Annotated in this window: 15 protein-coding genes and 1 pseudogene; 11 read left to right on the top strand and 5 right to left on the bottom strand. The window is 69.1% G+C overall.

Annotation, left to right across the window (positions count from 1 at the left end):
- Positions 1-16: 16 nt before the first annotated feature.
- The 3 genes and pseudogenes from J2S55_RS42830 to J2S55_RS42820 all read right to left on the bottom strand — a co-directional run.
- Positions 17-196, bottom strand: a pseudogene (locus J2S55_RS42830) (IS5/IS1182 family transposase); the annotation flags it as partial.
- A gap of 455 nt (positions 197-651) precedes the next feature.
- On the bottom strand, positions 652-1905 hold the full coding sequence (locus tag J2S55_RS42825; protein WP_306873258.1) for an alpha-L-fucosidase: 1254 nt from the start codon (positions 1903-1905) through the stop codon (positions 652-654).
- Between the two features lie 21 nt (positions 1906-1926).
- A complete protein-coding gene (locus J2S55_RS42820; RefSeq protein ID WP_306873255.1) occupies positions 1927-3114 on the bottom strand; it encodes an ROK family protein in 1188 nt (395 codons plus the stop codon).
- Positions 3115-3209: 95 nt separating this feature from the next.
- Here J2S55_RS42820 and J2S55_RS42815 point away from each other — a divergent pair, with 95 nt between their 5' ends.
- The 6 genes from J2S55_RS42815 to J2S55_RS42790 are packed head-to-tail and all read left to right on the top strand — an operon-like array spanning position 3210 to position 11889.
- A complete protein-coding gene (locus tag J2S55_RS42815) occupies positions 3210-4499 on the top strand; it encodes a sugar ABC transporter substrate-binding protein (protein ID WP_306873253.1) in 1290 nt (429 codons plus the stop codon).
- Positions 4496-5464, top strand: a complete 969-nt coding sequence (locus J2S55_RS42810) for a carbohydrate ABC transporter permease (RefSeq protein ID WP_306873251.1) — start codon at positions 4496-4498, stop codon at positions 5462-5464. Before J2S55_RS42815 ends, J2S55_RS42810 begins: the two co-directional genes overlap by 4 nt.
- Positions 5461-6312, top strand: coding sequence for a carbohydrate ABC transporter permease (locus J2S55_RS42805; protein WP_306873250.1), 852 nt, complete (start codon positions 5461-5463; stop codon positions 6310-6312). Before J2S55_RS42810 ends, J2S55_RS42805 begins: the two co-directional genes overlap by 4 nt.
- Before the next feature lie 17 nt (positions 6313-6329).
- Positions 6330-7304, top strand: a complete 975-nt coding sequence (locus tag J2S55_RS42800) for a Gfo/Idh/MocA family protein (RefSeq protein ID WP_306873248.1) — start codon at positions 6330-6332, stop codon at positions 7302-7304.
- A complete protein-coding gene (locus J2S55_RS42795) occupies positions 7301-8266 on the top strand; it encodes a Gfo/Idh/MocA family protein (protein WP_306873246.1) in 966 nt (321 codons plus the stop codon). Before J2S55_RS42800 ends, J2S55_RS42795 begins: the two co-directional genes overlap by 4 nt.
- A complete protein-coding gene (locus J2S55_RS42790) occupies positions 8266-11889 on the top strand; it encodes a carbohydrate-binding protein (protein WP_306873243.1) in 3624 nt (1207 codons plus the stop codon). The genes J2S55_RS42795 and J2S55_RS42790 overlap by 1 nt, the downstream gene beginning before the upstream one ends.
- 316 nt (positions 11890-12205) lie before the next feature.
- Here the strand turns inward: J2S55_RS42790 and J2S55_RS42785 are convergent, their stop codons facing one another.
- Positions 12206-12460, bottom strand: coding sequence for a hypothetical protein (locus J2S55_RS42785; protein ID WP_306873242.1), 255 nt, complete (start codon positions 12458-12460; stop codon positions 12206-12208).
- A gap of 111 nt (positions 12461-12571) precedes the next feature.
- On the opposite strand from J2S55_RS42785, the gene J2S55_RS42780 reads away from it, so the two are divergent.
- The 3 genes from J2S55_RS42780 (at position 12572) to J2S55_RS42770 (ending at position 15969) form a co-directional block, all read left to right on the top strand.
- Positions 12572-13801 (top strand): sensor histidine kinase, encoded by a 1230-nt coding sequence (locus J2S55_RS42780; protein ID WP_306873239.1) that lies wholly within the window; start codon positions 12572-12574, stop codon positions 13799-13801.
- Positions 13789-14427, top strand: coding sequence for a response regulator transcription factor (locus J2S55_RS42775; RefSeq protein ID WP_306873237.1), 639 nt, complete (start codon positions 13789-13791; stop codon positions 14425-14427). Before J2S55_RS42780 ends, J2S55_RS42775 begins: the two co-directional genes overlap by 13 nt.
- A 183-nt stretch (positions 14428-14610) precedes the next feature.
- Positions 14611-15969 (top strand): erythromycin esterase family protein, encoded by a 1359-nt coding sequence (locus J2S55_RS42770; protein ID WP_306873234.1) that lies wholly within the window; start codon positions 14611-14613, stop codon positions 15967-15969.
- A gap of 510 nt (positions 15970-16479) precedes the next feature.
- Here J2S55_RS42770 and J2S55_RS42765 read toward each other — a convergent pair.
- On the bottom strand, positions 16480-16968 hold the full coding sequence (locus J2S55_RS42765; RefSeq protein WP_306873232.1) for a DUF1579 family protein: 489 nt from the start codon (positions 16966-16968) through the stop codon (positions 16480-16482).
- Positions 16969-17055: 87 nt separating this feature from the next.
- Here J2S55_RS42765 and J2S55_RS42760 point away from each other — a divergent pair, with 87 nt between their 5' ends.
- Both J2S55_RS42760 and J2S55_RS42755 read left to right on the top strand, forming a co-directional pair.
- Positions 17056-17394, top strand: a complete 339-nt coding sequence (locus J2S55_RS42760; RefSeq protein WP_306873229.1) for an ArsR/SmtB family transcription factor — start codon at positions 17056-17058, stop codon at positions 17392-17394.
- A complete protein-coding gene (locus J2S55_RS42755; RefSeq protein WP_306873227.1) occupies positions 17391-17816 on the top strand; it encodes an SRPBCC family protein in 426 nt (141 codons plus the stop codon). The genes J2S55_RS42760 and J2S55_RS42755 overlap by 4 nt, the downstream gene beginning before the upstream one ends.
- Positions 17817-18590 lie beyond the last annotated feature (774 nt).

Genomic DNA, 18590 nt, shown 5'->3' with positions numbered 1-18590 from the left:
GGGTCCGGGCAACGCGGTGGTTTTGCAGGACGGTGATGGCCTTGCGGAGGTGGCCGGCTCTGGAAGGGCTGCAGCGTGGCTTGCGGAGGAGCTTCCAGCTCTTCACCTGGGCGTTCGCTCGTCCGCCGGGGCTGCGGAGCTTGGCGTGGGAGCGGTTGGCCCGCTTCTGGGACTCGGGTCTGTTCTTGCCCTTGTAGCGAATTCCAGAGCCACCTGAGGGTTAGCGGTGCGAGTATCGAACGTCACGTTTGGCGCGGTTTGGGGGGATGGCGGCGTCCAGGGTGCCGCAGTCGAGTCGCGGTAGAAGGGGTCCCGGTAGCAATGGAGCAGAATCCAACGGTGTTGCTGCTGACCTGCGGAAACTCCTTGAGAAACACGATCACGGGACGGCAGCCCAGAGCCCGTCCATGCAGGTCAGGCCCATTTCCGTTGGATTTTCCGCGATTGCTACTGGGACCCCCAGGTCGATGCCCCTATGCAGGCATACCTTCCTGACCTGCAGAGACGTTGCGGTTTGCGGCCGATGACACGTTTCTTAACGGCACCCCCACTTACGCCTCCCCGCACCGAGCTGGATCTGCCGACTCATATCCAACTCGTCTGGGCCTGGCCAGTGCGAGCACCAACCCGGTGAACCTTTCCGGTCACCGCCTAGTCGCGGCCGCTGCCACGGTAGAGGTCCAGCTCGCCGTCGAGTTCCAGCGCGATCACCGTGGCGTGCGGGTCGATCGCGCAAGCGGGCGGCGCGTCGATCCACAGGATGCCGGGCACCCCGTTGAGCTCTCCGGTGATCGAGTGCCCGAGCTCGCCGTCGGCGCCGACGACCCTGGCACGCAGGACGGTGTTGCGCAGCCCGCGCACTGCCACCGTGTCGCGGGGTGGGTCGAAGCAGGTCAGGTACAGGGTCCTGCGGTCGGCCGACAGAGTGCTCGGGCCGTAGTGGTGGCCCGCCGGCAGCCCGGCGGTCGTGCCGTACACCGCCTCCGCGTGCCGTTCGATCCAGGCGCCGAGGCCCTTCAGGCGGTCGGCCTGTTCGGGGAGGATGCGGCCGTCGGCGGTGGGACCGACGTCGAGCAGGAGGTTGCCGCCCGCGCCGATGGTCTCGGCGAAGTAGCGGACGAGGTGGCCCACGGGCTTGTGGTTGGTGTCGTCCGGGCGGAAACCCCAGTTGTCGTTGATGGTGAGGCACAGCTCCCACGGGCCGTCGGGCGGTGTGATGGGGACGCCCTGTTCCGGTGTCGCGTAGTCGCCGCGTGAGAGCATGCGCGCGTTGAACACGGTCCGCGGCCGTGCGGCGAGGATGCGGTCGGCGAGGGCGTCGATGCCCCACTGCTCCTCCGAGCGCTCCCACTCGCCGTCGAACCACAGCAGGTCGGGCCGGTACCGCTCGACGAGCTCGTCGACCTGGCCGTCGCGGTAGGCCAGGTAGCGGGCCCACGCGGCCGGATCCTCCTGCCCCTCCGGAGGAGTCACGTAGGGGCTCGGGTGGGCTTCCGGGCCGCGGACGCTGGGGTAGTCGGGGTGGTTCCAGTCCGAGTGCGAGTAGTACAGCCCGACCTTCAGCCCGCGCTCGCGCAGCGCGTCCGCGAAGGGGCCGACCAGGTCGCGTCCCGCTGGGGAGGCGGTGACGTTCAGCTCGCCGTACGCGCTGTCCCAGAGAGCGAAGCCGTCGTGGTGCCGGGTGGTGAGCACGGCGTACCGGGCTCCGGCCTGGGCGAACAGCTCCGCCCATGCCGCGGGGTCGTAACCGTCCGCGGTGAATCCGTCGAGCTGGGCCAGGTAGGCCTCACGGGAGATTTCGCCGTAGTAGAACGACCAGGACTCGGCCACTCCCTCGACGGCGTAGAGGCCGTAGTGGATGAAGATGCCGAGCTTGGCGTCGGGGAACCAGGGCTGCATGGGCATGGGGGGATCCTTTTTGGGTTCTTACCATTTCCAGGGCGGCGTCGAGGTGCTGGAGAGGGTCTTGCCGCCCAGGGCCGAGGCGTAGAGCTGTTCCATGACCGAGGTGGCGGCCAGGCCGCCCGCGCCGGTGATCGACGCGCGGTCCTTCAACGCGGAGGGGACGATCGGGGGCGCGGGCCGTACGGTGCACAGCCTCTCGACGTGGCGGCGCAGCGGGTCGAGGAAGGTGTCGCCCGCCTGGACGTTGCCGCCGCCGACGACCACGATCTCGGGGTCGACGGTGAGCACCAGCGCGGCGATGCCGATCGCGATGACGTCGGCGAACCGGTCGACGGCGGCCACGGCGAGCGGGTCGCCCGCGGTGGCGGCGTCGAACACGCCCTCCCTGCTGACCCGCCGGCCGTCGGTGAGCTCGACGTCGTGCAGGTACTGCTGGGCATGCTCCCAGCCCATCTGCGGCAGTGCGCCGATCTCGCCGGCGGCGCCGTTCGCGCCCCGCACGACGGTGTTGTTCAGTACGACCCCCGCCCCCGTGCGGTTGCCGGAGTGCACGTAGACCATCGAACCGGCCTCGGCGGCGCTGCCCTTCCACGCCTCCGCGAAAGCGGCGAGGTTCGAGTCGTTCTCGACGGCGATGGGGCACTCGAAGGACGCCGCGAAGGCGGCGCGGACGTTGAGCCCCTCCCAGTCGTCGAGGCCGCGCGTGACGACGTCCTGGTAGACCACGGCGGGGACGGACACCCCCATCGCCCATACGGCGGCGCGCTCGCGGCCCTGCGAGCTGAGGAGCTGGTCGACAACCTTGACGGCGTCGGCCAGGACGGCCTCGGGTGGGTCCGCGGCGGAGACGGTGATCGAGCGGGTGGCCAGGACCTCGCCGTTCAGGTCGGCGAGCTCGGCCCGGGTGGTGTGCTGGCCGATGTCGATGCCGGCGACGACGGCCGCGCCCGCGTTGAACTGGTAGCGGTTGGCCGGCCGCCCGGCTCCGGTGGGGGAGAGGGGCTCGATGTTCTTCACCCAGCCGAGGGCGACGAGATCACCCACCACTGTGTCGGCCGCGGTCTTCGACAGCCCGGCGACCTGGGCGATCGCCGGAATGGTGAGAGGCTCTCCGCGGATCGCCTCGATCACCGCCAGCGAATTGATACGGCGCAGGCGCGACTGGCCTACGGGCTGGCGCAGGAGGCTCGCTTCACGTCCGATCAGCACTCACGTGGCCCTTTCGTTTCCTGGGACGTCTTCCATTAAAACACAAAGTGTATTTATTATTGCCCACCGTGCCCCCCAGCAAGAAGGGACCAACCATGCGTAATCGCGTCATAGCCATCGCCACCTGCGCCTCTGCCGTGCTCGCCCTCGGCGCGTGCGGCCAGAAGCTCCAGGACGCCGGTCCGTCGGCCTCCGCCGGCGCCGAGCCCGCGAGCCTCCTCTATTGGGGCAAGTGGGCGAAGGGCACGCCGCAGGCGAACCTGTTCGAGAGCGTCATCGCCGACTACACCAGGCAGACCGGCGTCAAGATCGACGTTCAGTGGCTCGCGCAGGGCCAGGAGCAGCAGGTCAAGAACGCTGTCGCCACCGGCGCCGGGCCCGACTTCTTCGACACCGCCATCGACCACACCGCCGAGTTCCGCGCCGCCGGCGTGCTCGGCGACATGGGCCCGATCTTCAAGACCCAGATCCCGGGCGAGGGCAAGACCATCGAGGAAGTCCTGCCGAAGAGCGTGATCAAGGCCATCAGCGACGACAAGGGGTACGGCTTCGTCCCGCACAGCGTCTTCTCCATCGGCCTCTGGTACGACTCCGCCAAGTATCCCGACTTCGCCCCCAAGTCGTTCGACGAGTTGCTGGAGATCGCCAAGAAGGAGAAGGCGTCCGGCCGCGCGCCGATCGCGCTCGACGGCTCGGTCAACGCCTACAACTCCTTCTGGATCCACCAGATGCTGCTGTCCACGGCCGGCCCCGGCATCCTGCTGAAGCTCGCCGCCGACCCGGCCGCCTGGGACCTCCCCGAGGTGAAGCGGGCGGCCAAGGCGCTGGAGTCGCTGGTGAAGGCCGATCTCTTCGAACCCGACTACATGGCCACCAAGTTCCCGGCGGCACAGAACGCCTGGGCGGGCGGCAAGCACAGCTTCATCCTGAACGGCTCCTGGCTCGGCAGCGAGACCGCCTCGCTGCGCGCCGCCGCGGTCAAGCCCCGCGTCGTCGCCTTCCCGCCGGTCGACCCCGCCAAGGGCTCGGTCGCCACGGTCGGCGCGCTCGGCTGGGGCGTGAACGCCAAGTCGAAGCACCAGAAGGCGGTCGCCGACTTCCTGGCCTTCGCGATGCAGAAGAAGTACATCGACCGCATCGGCACCGACGCGGCCAACATCCCCTCGCGCGTCGACTCGCCCGCCCCGGTGGAGCTCCAGCAGCTGCAGGCGTCCATCCGCGACGCGGAGCAGGTCACACTCGACGGCGACGGCGTCTCGACCGTGCAGCCCAAGTGGCTGGCCGACGTCTTCCTCCCCCTCGACGACAAGTTCGTCGCCGGCAAGCTCAGCGCCGAGGAGTTCCTGGCCGAGGGCAAGGCGAAGACCGCCGCCATGAACGGATGACCGTGACCGTGTCCGACACCGCCCTGCGGGCTCCGTCCGCGGACAGGCGGGCAAAGGTGTCCCGCGGCGCGCTCCAGGGCGAGCGCCGCCGGCTGTACCTGCCGATGCTGCTTCCCGCACTGATCGCCTACCTGCTCTTCTTCGTGCTGCCGTCGCTGTTCGGCGTCGTGCTCAGCTTCGCCGAGTGGTCAGGACTGGGGACCGAGCTCTCCTGGGTCGGCTTCTCCAACTACGTGTCGATGGCCGGGAGCGAGCTGTTCCGTGCCTCGTTCGTGCAGACGCTGGTCCTGACGCTGGTCGTGGGCCTGGCGCTGTTCCTCATCGCCGGCGCCTCCATGATCGTATTGCGTACGGCCCGCGGCAGCGCGTTCATCCGGGCGGCCGTCTTCCTGCCGTTCATGATCTCGCCCATCGCCGTGGGCCTCGCCGTCTCGTTCCTCTTCAACCCGGACGGACTGATCAACACCGTGCTGGGGGCCCTCGGCCTGTCCGAGTTGCGCCAGCCCTGGCTGGCTCCCGAGCTGATCTTCAACGTGATCATGGCCGGAGTGGTCTGGAGCGCGGCCGGCTTCTACGTCGTGCTGGTGATGTCCGCGGTCGACGGCATCCCGCCGAGCTACTACGAGGTGGCCAGGATCGAGGGCGCGAGCGAGCTCCAGCAGTTCCGCTACGTCACGCTCCCGCTGACCAGGGACATGCTGGCCATCGCCGCCTCGCTCTGGGCGATCGCCGGCATCAAGACCTTCGAGATCGTCATCGCCTTCGTCGGCACGGCGGGCACCCCGCCCCCCGAGGCCAGGACCCTCGCCGTCGAGCAGTACCTCCGGGTCACCGGCGGCCGTGAGGGCGGACTGGCCCAGCTCGGCGAGGCCGCGGCGATCGGGATCGTGATGACGATGATCACCGCCGTCCTGATCGTCCTGTCGCGCAGGATCCAGCGGCGCGAACGACTGGAGCTGGCATGATCCGCGCCGGGCTCGCCCTGATCAGGGCCCTGATCTGGGCCTGGGTGCTGTTCAACGTCGGCATGGTGGTCTGGGTCCTGCTCAACTCGCTGAAGAGCTCGCGGGAGATCTTCGACAACCCGGCCGGCCTGCCCGCCATCTGGATGTGGGAGAACTTCGCCACCGCGTGGTCGGACTCCGGGCTCGGGGCCGCCGCGATCAACTCGGTGGTCCTCACGCTCGTGTCCGTCGTGCTCATCATGGCGCTGTCCATCCCCGCCGCCTACGCGGTGGCACGGCTGGGCGGGCGCTCCAGCGGTCCTGTCGCGACCTTCTTCGCGGTGGGCATGAGCATCCCGTTCCAGGCGTTCGCCGTCCCCATGGTCCTCATCGGGGCGGGGCTGTCCCGGTTCATGATCGACTGGGTCACCGGCGTCTGGGACACGCGGATCACCGTCACGCTCTTCTACGTCGTGCTCAGCCTGCCGTTCAGCATCTTCGTGCTCATCGGCTACTTCCGCTCGCTCCCCGGCGACGTGGAGGAGGCGGCCGCTCTCGACGGCGCGTCGCCGTTCCGCACCTTCCTGCAGATCATGGTGCCGCTGGCCAAGCCCGGCATCACGACCGTGGCCGTGCTGAACGCGCTGAGCCTGTGGAACGAGACCGTGATCGTGCTGATGCTCGTCCCCGACCAGAGCGCGCAGACCCTCAACGTCGCCCTGCTCAACTTCTACTCCAACATGCAATACACCTCGAACTGGGGTGGGCTCTTCGCCGGCGTCGTCATCGTGGTGCTCCCGATGATCGCGACCTATCTCTGGTTCGGCCGCCGCATCGTCAGCGGCATGACGCAGGGCATCGGCAAATGACAAGAAACGGATCTCCCATGCACACAACGGTCGGACTCATCGGCGCCGGTGGCATCGCCAACGCGCACCTCCCGGCCTGGCTCGACCTCGGCCACGACGTCGTCGTCCACTCGATCGCCGACGACGCCGAGGCGCTGACCCGGCGCCACGGAGGCGGCCGGACCGTCCCCAGCCTGGACGCCCTGTTCGAGGCGGCGGACGTCGTCGACATCTGCACGCCGACACACACCCACTACGAACTGGCGCTCGCCGCGCTCGGTCACGGCCTGCCGACGATCTGCGAGAAGCCGCTGACCCGTACGCTCCCCGAGGCGGAGGACCTGGTCGCCCGCTTCGCCGACGCCCGGGTCCCGCTCTTCCCCGCGCACGTCGTACGCTACTTCGCCGAGTACGCAGAACTGCACCGGGCCGTCACCCGCGGCGACATCGGAAGCGTCGCCGTACAGCGGCACACCCGCCAGGGCCGCAGCCCGGCCGGCGGCTGGTTCCTGGACGAGGCGCTCTCCGGCGGCGTGCTGCTCGACCTCATGATCCACGACATCGACATGGCGCGCTGGATCGGGGGAGAGGTCGAGCGCGTCTTCGCCCGCACCCACGCGGTCGGCGGCAGCCAGAGCACCCAGGCGTTCCTCACGCACGCGAACGGCTCGATCTCCGTGCTGACGGCGACCTGGACCACCGCGCCGATCGAGTTCAGGACGCTGTTCGAGGTGGCCGGTTCGCACGGGCTGCTGCACGCCGACTCCGACGAGCGCCGCCCCTACCGCTACCAGGGCGACGCCGTGCCCGCGCCCGACATCCTGCCCGACTTCTCCCCGCTGACCAGCCCCTACCGGGCCGAGATCGAGGACTTCGTCCGCTCGGTCGCCACCGGTGTCCCGCCCCGAGTCACCGCGCTGGACGGCCTCGCCGCCATGCGCATCGCCGACGCCGTCGCCCGCTCGGCCGCCGAAGGCCGGCCGGTCGACCTCAAGCCCCTGGAAGCCGCATGAAGATCGCCCTGCTCTCCTTCGCCCACCTGCACGCCGCCGAGTACGCCGCCGCGCTCCTGCGCTGCGACGACGTGGAGATCGGCGCCTACGCCGACGGCTACGACGGCGTCCCGGACGGCGTCACCGCCTTCGAGACCGAGGACGAACTGTGGGCCTGGCGGCCCGACGGCGTGGTGATCTGCGCCGAGAACACGCGTCACCGAGGGTTCGCGCTGCGCGCCGCCGCCGAGGGCGTGCACGTGCTCTGCGAGAAGCCGCTCGCCACCTCGCTCGCCGACGCCACCGCGATGCTGGAGGCCGCCCGCGCCGCGGGCACCGTCCTCATGACCGCCTTCCCGGTCCGCTTCGCGCCGGCCTACGCCGACCTCCGGGCCGCGGTACGGCGGGGCGACCTCGGCCGGATCGTCTCGATCGCGGCCACCAACTGCGGCGGTGTCCCCACCACCCGGGACTGGTTCACCGATCCGGCAAGCAGCGGCGGCGGCGCCCTGACCGACCACGTCGTGCACGTCGCCGACCTGCTCGCCGACCTGCTGGACGACGACCCGATCGAGGTCTACGCGATCGCCAACTCCATCCCCAACCCGGGCACGGCTGTCGAGACCGCCGGGCTGGTCTCCCTGCGTTACCGCGACGGGGTCATCGCCTCCATCGACTGCTCCTGGTCGCGCCCGCCCGGCCGTCCCAACACCGGCGACCTGGTCACTCTCACCGTGATCGGCACCGAGGGCGTGGTCGACATCGCGCCCTTCTCCGGGGTCCTCACCGGATGGAACAGTGGCCCGCTCGCCCACGGGTACGGGGCGCCGCTCGACGACCTGCTCATCCGCGCCTTCCTCGACGCCGTCCGCGACGGCGAGGCCCGCCAGCCCGACGCCAGGGCGGGCCACCGGACCGTCGCCCTCGTCGAGGCGGCCTACCGCTCCCTGCTCGACGCCGCCTCCATCCCCCTGGAGATCTGATGATCCGCCATGTCCTCGGCGCCGCCACGATGACCGCCGCCTTACTGGTGCTGCCCGCGCACGCCGCCGCCGCTGAACCGGCTGCCGGCCGTACGACGGTGACCTTCTCCGACACCCACGAGATCCTGCACGGCAACCCGTACACCGGCACCGCGTTCGACGTGAACACGCACAAGACGCCGGGCACGCCCGGCTACACCTTCACCAACGACCCGGGCATCACCGACTTCATCGAAGGCACCAGGAAGATCCCCGCCGACGCCGACGTGGTGCGGCTCCAGATCGCCTGGGCCGACTTCGAGCCCGACGACGGTGTCTTCGTCTGGGACCGCCTCGACGCGTTCATGAAGCGCGTCAACGAGCAGGGCAAGACGGTCGAGTTCCAGCTGCTCATGTCGGAGGCGCCCGACTACAAGAACGACCCGGGCGTCTTCCCGTACGAGTACCCGCCGGCCTGGCTGTTCGACAAGGCCGGGGTGCCCTTCCGGATGGCGCCGTACAACAACTACTTCTCCAAGCAGCCGATCTACTACAACCCGATCTACCTGGACCGGCTCAAGCGCGCGGTGGACGCCTTCGCCGGCCGCTACGACGGCGACCCGGGCGTGGCGTGGGTGGACCTGCGCGCCTTCTCCCTGTTCGGCGAATGGTCGGGCTGGAACGACGCGATGAACTTCCCGTGGCCCGACAACGCCACCCGCGTCTCGACGCTCCAGGCGATCCTCAAGATCTACGACGACGCGTTCGACAAGTCGATGGTCATGATGCAGAACGCCGGTGCGGAGGTGAACAAGAACGACCCCGACGCCGACACCCAGGCCAAGCGGTTCAGCGTGTTCGGCTACGAGAAGGCGGCCACGTTCGAGAACTGGGGCGTGCGGTCCGACACGGTCAACGCCGGCTTCGTCTGGCACAACTACGGCGACACCGCGCAGGCCCCGTACGTCAACCGCAGGCTCCGCCGCGACATGATCCAGGTGTCCGAGGGCTCCAACTGGGACAACCCCACAATCATGCTGAACAACCCCCGGCTGTTCGTGAAGAACTCGCTGGAGGGGTACCACTCCAACCTGCAGGGCATCAACAACACCGGCTTCGAGAACTGGCAGCCGATGAAGGACGCCTACGGCGAGTGGTTCGAGACGCTGGCGCGTTACACCGGCTACCGCTTCCTCATGCCCACCGCGACCTACGACACCGAGGTCAAGCCCGGTGGCGAGTTCCGCATCTCGCACACCTGGACCAACAGCGCGGTCGGCTTCAGCCCCCGGCGCTACCCGGTCGAGGTGCGCTTCACCGACAAGTCCACCGGCAACGTCGTGTGGCGCGGCACCGACGCCACCCTCGACCAGACCAAGCTCTTCAAGAGCGACGTCCGCCAGATCAACTCGGCCTTCACCCTCCCGGCCGACCTGCCCGCGGGCTCCTACGACGTGGCCGTCGCCATGCTCGGCGAGGACGGCAAGCCGCGTATCGAGCTGGCAATGCCGGGCGGCAAGGACAAGGTCTACCCGATCGGCACCGTCCAGGTCGCCGCGGGAGCCGCACAGGCCGGACAGCCGACGACCCCGCTGACACAGTTCACCATCCAGAACGAGGACTACACCGCGGCCGGCGGCGCCTACGGCGTCGAGACCCCGCCCGAGGGCGGCCTCGGCGCGCTCTACATGGACGCGGCCGGCGAGTACGCCGAGTACGACAACGTCGACGTGCCCGCCACCGGCACCTACCGGGTCGAATTCCGGGCCTCCTCCGAGGAGGCCAACCACCTGAAGTTCGAGGTCGACGGCAAGGAGGTGACCACCGTCAAGGTGCCGGACTCCGGCGGCTACAACACCTACAGGACCTTCGAACGGCAGATCCCGCTCACCGAGGGCCGCCACACGATCAAGCTCACCCGGCCTGACGGGCGCTGGTTCTTCCTCAACTGGATGCGGTTCACCCTGGAACGGCCCGAGTCGATCACCCTCCAGGCCGAGTCGGCGACCGAGCATCAGGGCACCCAGAACACCGACCTCACCGACAGCGACGACGGCACCCCCGGTGTCGCCTACATCGACACCGGCGACTGGTCGCGCTTCGACGACGTCAGCGTCCCCGCCGACGGCAAGTACCTGCTGCAGCTTCGCTACTCGACCGTCAACGACAAGCCGCTGAAGTTCCGCGTCGAGGTCGACGGCACCGACGCCACGGGACCGCTGAGCCTGCGCCCCACCAGCGGCATGCTCAGCCCGCGGACCGAGGACTTCGTCCTCCCGCTGACCGCGGGCAAGCACTCGGTCAAGGTCGTCTGGATCGAGGCGAGCACCAGCATCGTCTGGAACTGGATGCGGCTCGACCTGCAGGGCACGTCCGAGCAGACCATCGAGGCCGAGCACTGGACCATGCAGTGGAACACCGACCAGGAGTGGAACTGGAAGGGCCCCGACACCGGCGTCGTCACCAAGGACGGCATCGTCGGCGGCATCGACCCGAACGACTACCTGCGCTACGAGAACGTGTTCGTCCCGAACACCGGCATGTACAAGGTGACCTTCAAGGGCTCGGCCGCCGAGGACACCACGTTCAGGTTCGAGGTGGACGGTGACCGCAACACGCTCTCCGTCCCCAAGTCCGACGACGCGAACGTGACCACCTGGGTCAAGATCCCCGCCGGCCTGCACGCCCTCCGGGTCGTGAGCGAGGGCAGCGGGCTGGAACTCGACAAGTTCACCCTCACGGCCTCCACCGCCGCGATCAAGGCACTCGACGTCACGGGCGCCGGCGCGCTCAAGGTCGGCGAGCCCGGCCGGCTGTCCGTCGCGACGGTCGGCGCGGACGGCACCCGCACCCCGGTGACCAAGGGCGTCACCTTCAAGAGCTCCGATCCGTCGATCGCCACCGTGGACGCGGATGGTCTCGTCACCGCACGCACCTGGGGCACCGCCACGATCACCGCGATCCACGACGGATTCTCCGGCGAGCACAAGATCACCGTCACCGACCCGAAAGTGGTGCTCACCTACGTCAACGACACCGACAAGCGCATCGTCTACCCCGCTGACGACTTCACCTACAGCCCCGACCGCGGGATGGGCGACTACAACGACGACGTCCACGCCGGCTGGCACGCCGGGCAGGCCGTCGAGTTCACCTTCACCGGCACCGGCATCAGCCTGCTGTCCGAGCGCTACTCCGACATGGGCACCATCGACATCTACGTCGACGGCGAGCTCAAGGCCACGGTCGACTGCGACTCCCCGGTACGGCTGGCCGCCCAGCGGGTGTTCCAGTTCACCGGGCTGCCGATGGGCGATCACACCATCAAGGTCGTCAACGGTGCGGACAAGTTCGTCATCATCGACGCGTTCGTGGTCGAGACGCCCAACACCTGGAACGGCGCCGAACTCGGCGTCGGCAACATCAGCGCCAAGTCGGTGACCCTGACCTGGCCGTCCGTGCCGACCGCCACCGGTTACGCGGTCTTCAACGGCGGCACCGAGGTCATGCGGGTGACGGGGACGACGGCTCGGGTCACCGGGCTCCGTGGCCGCACGAGCTACACCTTCACCGTCCGCCCGCTGGCCACCGACGGCACGACCCTCCCGATCGAACTGTCAGCCACGGTGCGGACCAAGGGTTGACCGTGCCCGCTTGAACGTACCGGCCGGGTCAGCCGACCCGGCCGGTTCGCTTCATGTGCGTCCCCTTGGCGGGCGTCGGCCGCGCTCAGGGCTTGCGGCCGAGCAGCACGAGGAGCCGGTGCTGGACGGGAGCGTCCTGGGTGACCTCGAGCGGCGGGTCGAAGAGGCCGATTCCCCGGAAGGAACATCTCGCCGTCGAAGTCGTCCTCGGTCCACAAGCAGACATAGCCCTGCGGGAACGCCCCTTCCCTTCGGTGACAGCTGTCCGAGCAGTGGGCTTCCTTCTTGATGACGCCGGTGAGGGGGACGATGTGGTTCATGTCTTGCGCCTGCTCACGTGGTGCACGATGAGGGCGGCGATGCACGCGACGGCGACGCCGCCCGTGACCAGGCCGAGCAGCCAGGCGCCGATGCTGTTCGCGATCACGTTGACGACCGCGCTGGCCATCAGGACGAGCCAGAGCAGGGCGCGCAGCGCGAGAGCGCCTTTGCTCAGCGCGGGCTTGCTCGCGGCGGGCCGAGGGGTGGCGGGGTCGGAGTCAGGGCTGGGGATGCGGTAGGGGTCGGTCATGGCCAGAATCCTAGAAACGGGCCCGATCTGCGGAAATCCCGCACGCTAGCCGGCCGTGGTACAGCGGGCTGGAGCAAGCCGTGTCCCCTTTCACCTACTATGACCCTGGTGATGCGGGGAATCCTTGAAGGTCTGGAACGGCTGGCCGGCGGGCTGGGCACCGCGTTCATGGCCGTCGCCGTCGCGCTGTGCTGGCTGGTGGTGGCCGCGTTGAGCCTGGTCGGGGTCGGGCTGGCACTGGTGCCGGCGATGATCGCGATGACCAGGGGCGCGGCCGAGTGGGAACGCAGGCGCCTGGCCGGCGCGGGTGTCGAGATCGTCAGCCCGTACCGGCTGCCTGCCGAGCAGCTGCCCCGAGGCTGGGCGGCCAGGATCCGGGCGGCCCGTGCCGACCCGGCGACCTTGCGCGACCTGGGCTGGCTGGCCGTCTACGTCGTGGTGGGCCCGGCCTGCGGCCTGCTCGGGATGATCATGCCGGTGGCGGTGCTGCGGGAGCTCACCTACCCGCTCTACTGGCAGTTGCTGCCGCGCGAGGATCAGCTCACCAACTTCGGCTTCCCGGTCACCACCTGGCCGGGCGCGATCGCCACCTCGGTGATCGGCCTGGCCGTCTTGGTCGCCCTGGTCCGTCTCTTCCCTGTGCTGGCGCGCCTGCAGGCGCTGCCCGCCAGGAAACTGCTGGTGCCGCACGCCTCGATCGACCTGTCGCAGCGCATCGCGCAGCTGACCGTGACCCGCGCGGGGGCGCTGCGCGCGCATGCCGTCGAGCTGCGCCGGATCGAGCGGGCCCTGCACGACGGCGCGCAGAACCGGCTGAACGCGGTCGTGGTCACGGTGGCCGCGGCTGAGCGTGCTCTGCAGCGCGATCCCGCCCGGGCCGCGCACGCACTGGAACGTGCCAGGAGCGCGGCCGAGCAGGCGCTGGCGGAGCTGCGCGGCGTGGTGCGCGCGATCTTGCCGCCGATCCTGGAGGACAAGGGGCTGGCCGGCGCGCTGGACGCGCTGGCCGCCGGATGCTCGGTGCCCTGCCGGGTGCGGGTGGGTGAGCTCGCCGTGGTGCCGTTGTCGGTGGAGAGCGCCGCCTACTTCACCGTGGCCGAGGCGCTGACCAACGTGGGCAAGCACAGCGGCGCCCAGCACGTGGAGGTCGTCGTCGAACGTGTAGGCCCGTTACTGCGCGTCCAGGTGCGTGACGACGGCAAGGGCGGCGCCCGCGATGGCGCGGGCACCGGGCTGGCCGGGGTCCGCCGCCGCGTCGAGGCCCATGACGGAACGATGACCCTGACCAGCCCCGATGGGGGGCCGACTGTGATCGAGGTGGAACTGCCGTGCGAGTCGTGATCGCTGAGGATGACGCGCTGCTGCGCGAGGGCCTGGTGCTGCTGCTGAGCGGGGAGGGCATCGAGGTGGCCGCGGCCGCGAGCGACCCCGAGGGGTTTCTGGCCGCGGTCGAAGAGCACCGGCCCGATGTGGCGGTGGTGGATGTGCGCATGCCACCCACCCACACCGACGAGGGCATCCGGGCGGCCGTGGCGGCCAAGCGCCTGCAGCCGGGCCTGGGGGTGCTGGTGCTGTCGGCGCATGTCGAGCAGGCGTTCGCGACCGACCTGCTGGCCGACGGCACGCACGGGGTCGGCTATCTGCTCAAGGAGCGGGTCGGCAAGGTCGAGCAGTTCCTTGAGGCGCTGAACCGGGTCGCCGGCGGCGGCACCGCCATCGACCCAGACGTGGTGGCCCAGCTGTTCAGCCGCCGCCGTGATCCCCTGGCGGAGTTCACCCCGCGCGAACGCGAGGTGCTCGCGCTGATGGCCGAAGGACTGGGCAACCTGGCCATCGCCGACAAGATGGTGATCACCGAGGGAGCGGTGCACAAGCACATCCGCAACATCTTCGCCAAGCTCGGCCTGGCTCCCAGCGACCGTATGGACCGCAGGGTCGCCGCCGTGCTGCGCTACCTCGGCGCCTGAAGCCGGCCTCTGACACCCGGCCTCTGGGGAACAGCCTCTGGGAAACGGCCTTGTGAGCTGGGCCGCGGGCGGCGTGCGGTAGCCAGCACCACCATCGACCGGCCAGCGGGCGGGATCGAAACCGCCCGCGCCGCTCCCTACGTTGGTGATTGCTTCATCCGACACCCAACGTAAGGATCTGTCTTGACGAGCAACACTCTGCGTCGTACCGTGCCGGTCACCCTGGCGCTGGCGGCCTGTCTGACGAGCATGAGCGCTCCGGCATTCGCCACCCCCGCCCCCGCCCCCGCCGGCGTTGCCACGGTGGCCGTCGGCGCCGGCCAGGAGCGGGTGGTGGCGGACCTGGAGCGCCACGCCCAGGAACTGCGCAGCACCGTCCCGGGCGGTCAGTCCCGCGACCTGCGGGCGTTGTCGGCGATGACCAAGGGCGCCACCATCGTGGGGATCGGCGAGGTCACGCACGGCTCGAAGGAGCTGTTCACGCTGCGGCACCGGATGTTCCGGCACCTGGTGCAGACCCAGGGCTTCACCACGCTGGCGCTGGAGGCGCCCTGGTCGGCCGGCGTCCGCCTGGACGCGTACGTGCGCACCGGCAAGGGCGACCTGCGCACGATCATGGCCGAGGATTTCCAGCAGTCCTACGGCTCGTGGAGGACCCAGGAGTGGATGGACCTCTACGAGTGGATGCGCGACTACAACCGCACCGCCTCGCGCAAGCTGCGCGTGATGGGATTCGACATCGGCGACGTCCTTCCCGAGCAGTACCGGCGCATCCTCGCCTGGGCCGAGAAGCACCAGCCGTCGCTGGAGCCCGAACTGCGTCGCCGCTACGCGGGCCTGCTCGCCCTGCCCGCCGGTGTGGAGGAACGGATGAACACCCTGGCCACACTGCCGGCCGAGCGGCGCGCCGCCCTGGCCGGCGACGCTCAGGCCGCCTACCGCCTGCTGGACGGCAGCGGCAAGGTGAGCCCGAAGGTCCTGCAGGAGGCCCGCGTCATCGTCCAGATGACCACCATGTACGCACTGGACGGGTCCGCCCTGCACCGTCACCGTGACCGGTCCATGGCCGAGAACACCGTGTGGTGGCAGCGCCACACCGGCAGCAAGACCGTGGCGGCCGCGCACAACGGGCACATCGGCTACGTCTCGGCCTGGCCCGATCTGTACCCGGTCACCCAGGGGGCCGTCCTGCGCTCCCTGGCCGGCACCTCCTATGTGGCGATCGGCACCACCATCCACAGCGGCCGCTTCCGCGCCACCGACCCCAAGACCGGCAAGGTCGCCGTCTTCGACACCGGCGCCCCCGTCCCGGACAGCAGCGAGGCCGTCCTGGACCGGGTTCGCTACCGCGACTACTACGTGGACCTGCGCCGTGCCGGCCGCACTCCGTCCACCCGAGCGTGGCTGGACACCGCCCGCCCGACCTTCACCATCCCGGCCACGTACGTGCCCGAGCAGTTCAACCGGCCGCTGGCCCTGGGAGCGGCCTTCGACGTGATCGTGCACCTCAACCGGGTCGAGGCAGCCACCCCGCTGCCCTGACCCTCCTTCCCGCGGGCTGGTCGGCCGATGGTGAAGCAGGTTGCATGGCTCCCCGGCAAGAGATGTTATGTAGTTGGCCGATAACACACAGTGATCGCAGCGTCGATCGCCGGGGGCCGCCGTGGCGCTGGGGGCGTCTGCCGCCCTATGTGGGTGTTTGAGAATGGCGATCTTGCAGCTGGCGCGTCCTGTGGGGTGACCACCTCAACAACCCGCCGGCCGCGCACCTCGGCCCGACCTGCCCGCGAGCCGCGATCAGCGGCAAACCCCGGTGATCCGGCGTGTTCAGCCTCCCCTGAGATGACCGATCTCGCGACCACGCAAGCAGCGGCGGTTACTCGGCGTTACTTTGCGGCTGGTGACACGGACCCGAGTGGGGAGCCTTGTCGGCGTACACCTCCATGTGCAAATGCGCGTACGGATAGACGCGCACAGCATGATGGTGTTGTGGTGCCTCCGCCAGGAACGGCGAGGCGAGCTCGACGGTGAGGCCTCTGATCTGCGAGGGATTCAGCGGCGAGGGATGGCGCTGGGGCTGGAAGCCCTCGTGAAGCTCATGTCCATCCAGTGCCGCCAGTTTGAGCCGTTGTCAGTGCGCTCCCATTCGGCCGTCATGGAGTCGCCGTCTTCGGCGATCACCAGCGTCGCCCGCTCCGTCTCACCGGCGAACGTCCAGACCCCCTCGCCGTCGACGCTTGCCCGCATGGTGGTGAAGTTGCCGTGATTGTCGAAGGAGCGCATGGGGTAGGTCCGGCTCGCTGGATCGTAGGGCCCGATCATCTCGATGACCTCGACGTGCTCCTCATTCATGCGCACGTCCACACGGTGAATGAGGAAGTGCTCGCCCGCCAGCCACTCGTAGGTGTCCGACCCGGCGATGCGGATCGCCGGGTCGATCGCGGTGGCCGCTGTACGCCCCTGCGAACGCCAACGGCCAACCAGCGCATTCAGGCGCTGGTTCTCCGGTCGCGGGGCACGGGTGTTGTCGTCTCCTGACATGGCGGATCCTCGTCATCGATAGAGTGTAAGATGTTGCTTAAACACTTACATGCTGTCCTGGCAGTGCGCAAACGAAGGCGGTGGCCCATGGACGACGCGCTTCGCGCTGTGGCGGACCCGACCCGCCGCGCCATCCTCGTCCTGGTGCGGGATCGCGAGGTATCGGCAGGCGAGATCGCCGAGCGCTTTCCCGAAATCAGTCGCCCTGCGGTATCCCAGCATCTGCGAACGCTGACAGCGGCCCGCCTCGTCGTCGTCCGCCGCGCAGGCAATCGCCGCTTCTATCGGCTACGTCCGGAGGGGCTGGCCGAGGCGGTGACGTTCCTGGAGACAATGTGGTCCACCTCGCTCGGCCGCCTCCAGCGCGAAGCCGAGCGAGAAGAACGCGCGCACACTGGTGACCAGGACGTGAAGGGACCGTTGTGAGCAGGACGATTGAGCAGACGTTGCACATCCGTGCGCGTCCCGAGACGGTCTGGCGGTTCTTCACAGACCCGGCACGCCTGGCGCAATGGTGGGGAACGGCCGAGCTGGACGCCCGCCCCGGTGGCACCTTGCAGGTTGCGATGCACGGGGGCCCACGCCCGGTGATGCGCGGACGGTTCGTGGAGCTCGTGCCGTACGAACGTCTCGTCTTCACCTTCGGCTGGGAGGCCACACCAGGAGCGCCCGACATGGCACCAGAGGCATCCCGAGTCGAAGTCACCCTGACCCCGGACGGTGATGGCACCGAGCTCACCCTGCGCCACAGTGGTCTGCCGGCCGCACTCGAAGAGGAGACCGGCGATGGCTGGGCGCACCTGCTCCATCGTCTGGGCGAAACGGCAGAACGCCAGGAACTCCGCTGAACCTGGTCGAACATACGCGTACGTCGCACCCCTGCTGCCGCCTCACGGAGCCTGGCAGCCGTCAAAGCCACATCACCGCCACCGGCTGACATCCTCGGGCTGTGCACGTTTACGCGTACTCGCCTCCGCAGCGGGAGGTGTACGCCGACAACACTCACACAGCGTCACGAGAGCCATGCCCCAGACCCGTGGACATGACTCTCTTTTTCACTGACACTCCAAGGCAGTTGATCGGCAAGTGGCTCTCAAACCGACCGACACATGGCTCTCGGATCCACCTTCATAGCCAGTTGAGCAGCCGCCGGGCAGGCCCGATCGCCTTGCGGTGCCGGCGGATCACCCCGGCGACGTAGTTCAGCGTTGAACGCGACAGATCGACGGCAGCACGATAGAGCAGCGTCCGAAGCCCCTGGTTGTGACGGATCTGGTTGTGGTGATCAATCCGTCTGCCAGGGGTTTCTTGCTCCGTAAGGCGAACACCAAGCTCGCGATCATGCTGTGACCAGCACCCTGCCGCCAGGGGATGAAAAGCCTCCTTGGGGCCGGGGACATGTTCGGCAGGAGGACGCCCAAGTGGACGGCGCCTACTCGCAGAAGGCGCGCGAGTGGTCCTCGCCGGCGTCGTGGCAGGTCGCCTCAGGGGGGCGGGCCAGGTTGGCAGGGTCGAGACGCCATTTCAGACGGGTGCGTTCGATGACGATCGCGCCCGGATCTCACCGTCGGCCGGCCGCTGGAAGTGCGGGCGGGTGCCCACCAGCCGAGCGCCGCGGGCGG

The sequence above is a fragment of the Streptosporangium brasiliense genome (assembly GCF_030811595.1).
Lineage (GTDB): Bacteria > Actinomycetota > Actinomycetes > Streptosporangiales > Streptosporangiaceae > Streptosporangium > Streptosporangium brasiliense.
This window is presented reverse-complemented; position numbering and strand designations above follow the sequence as displayed.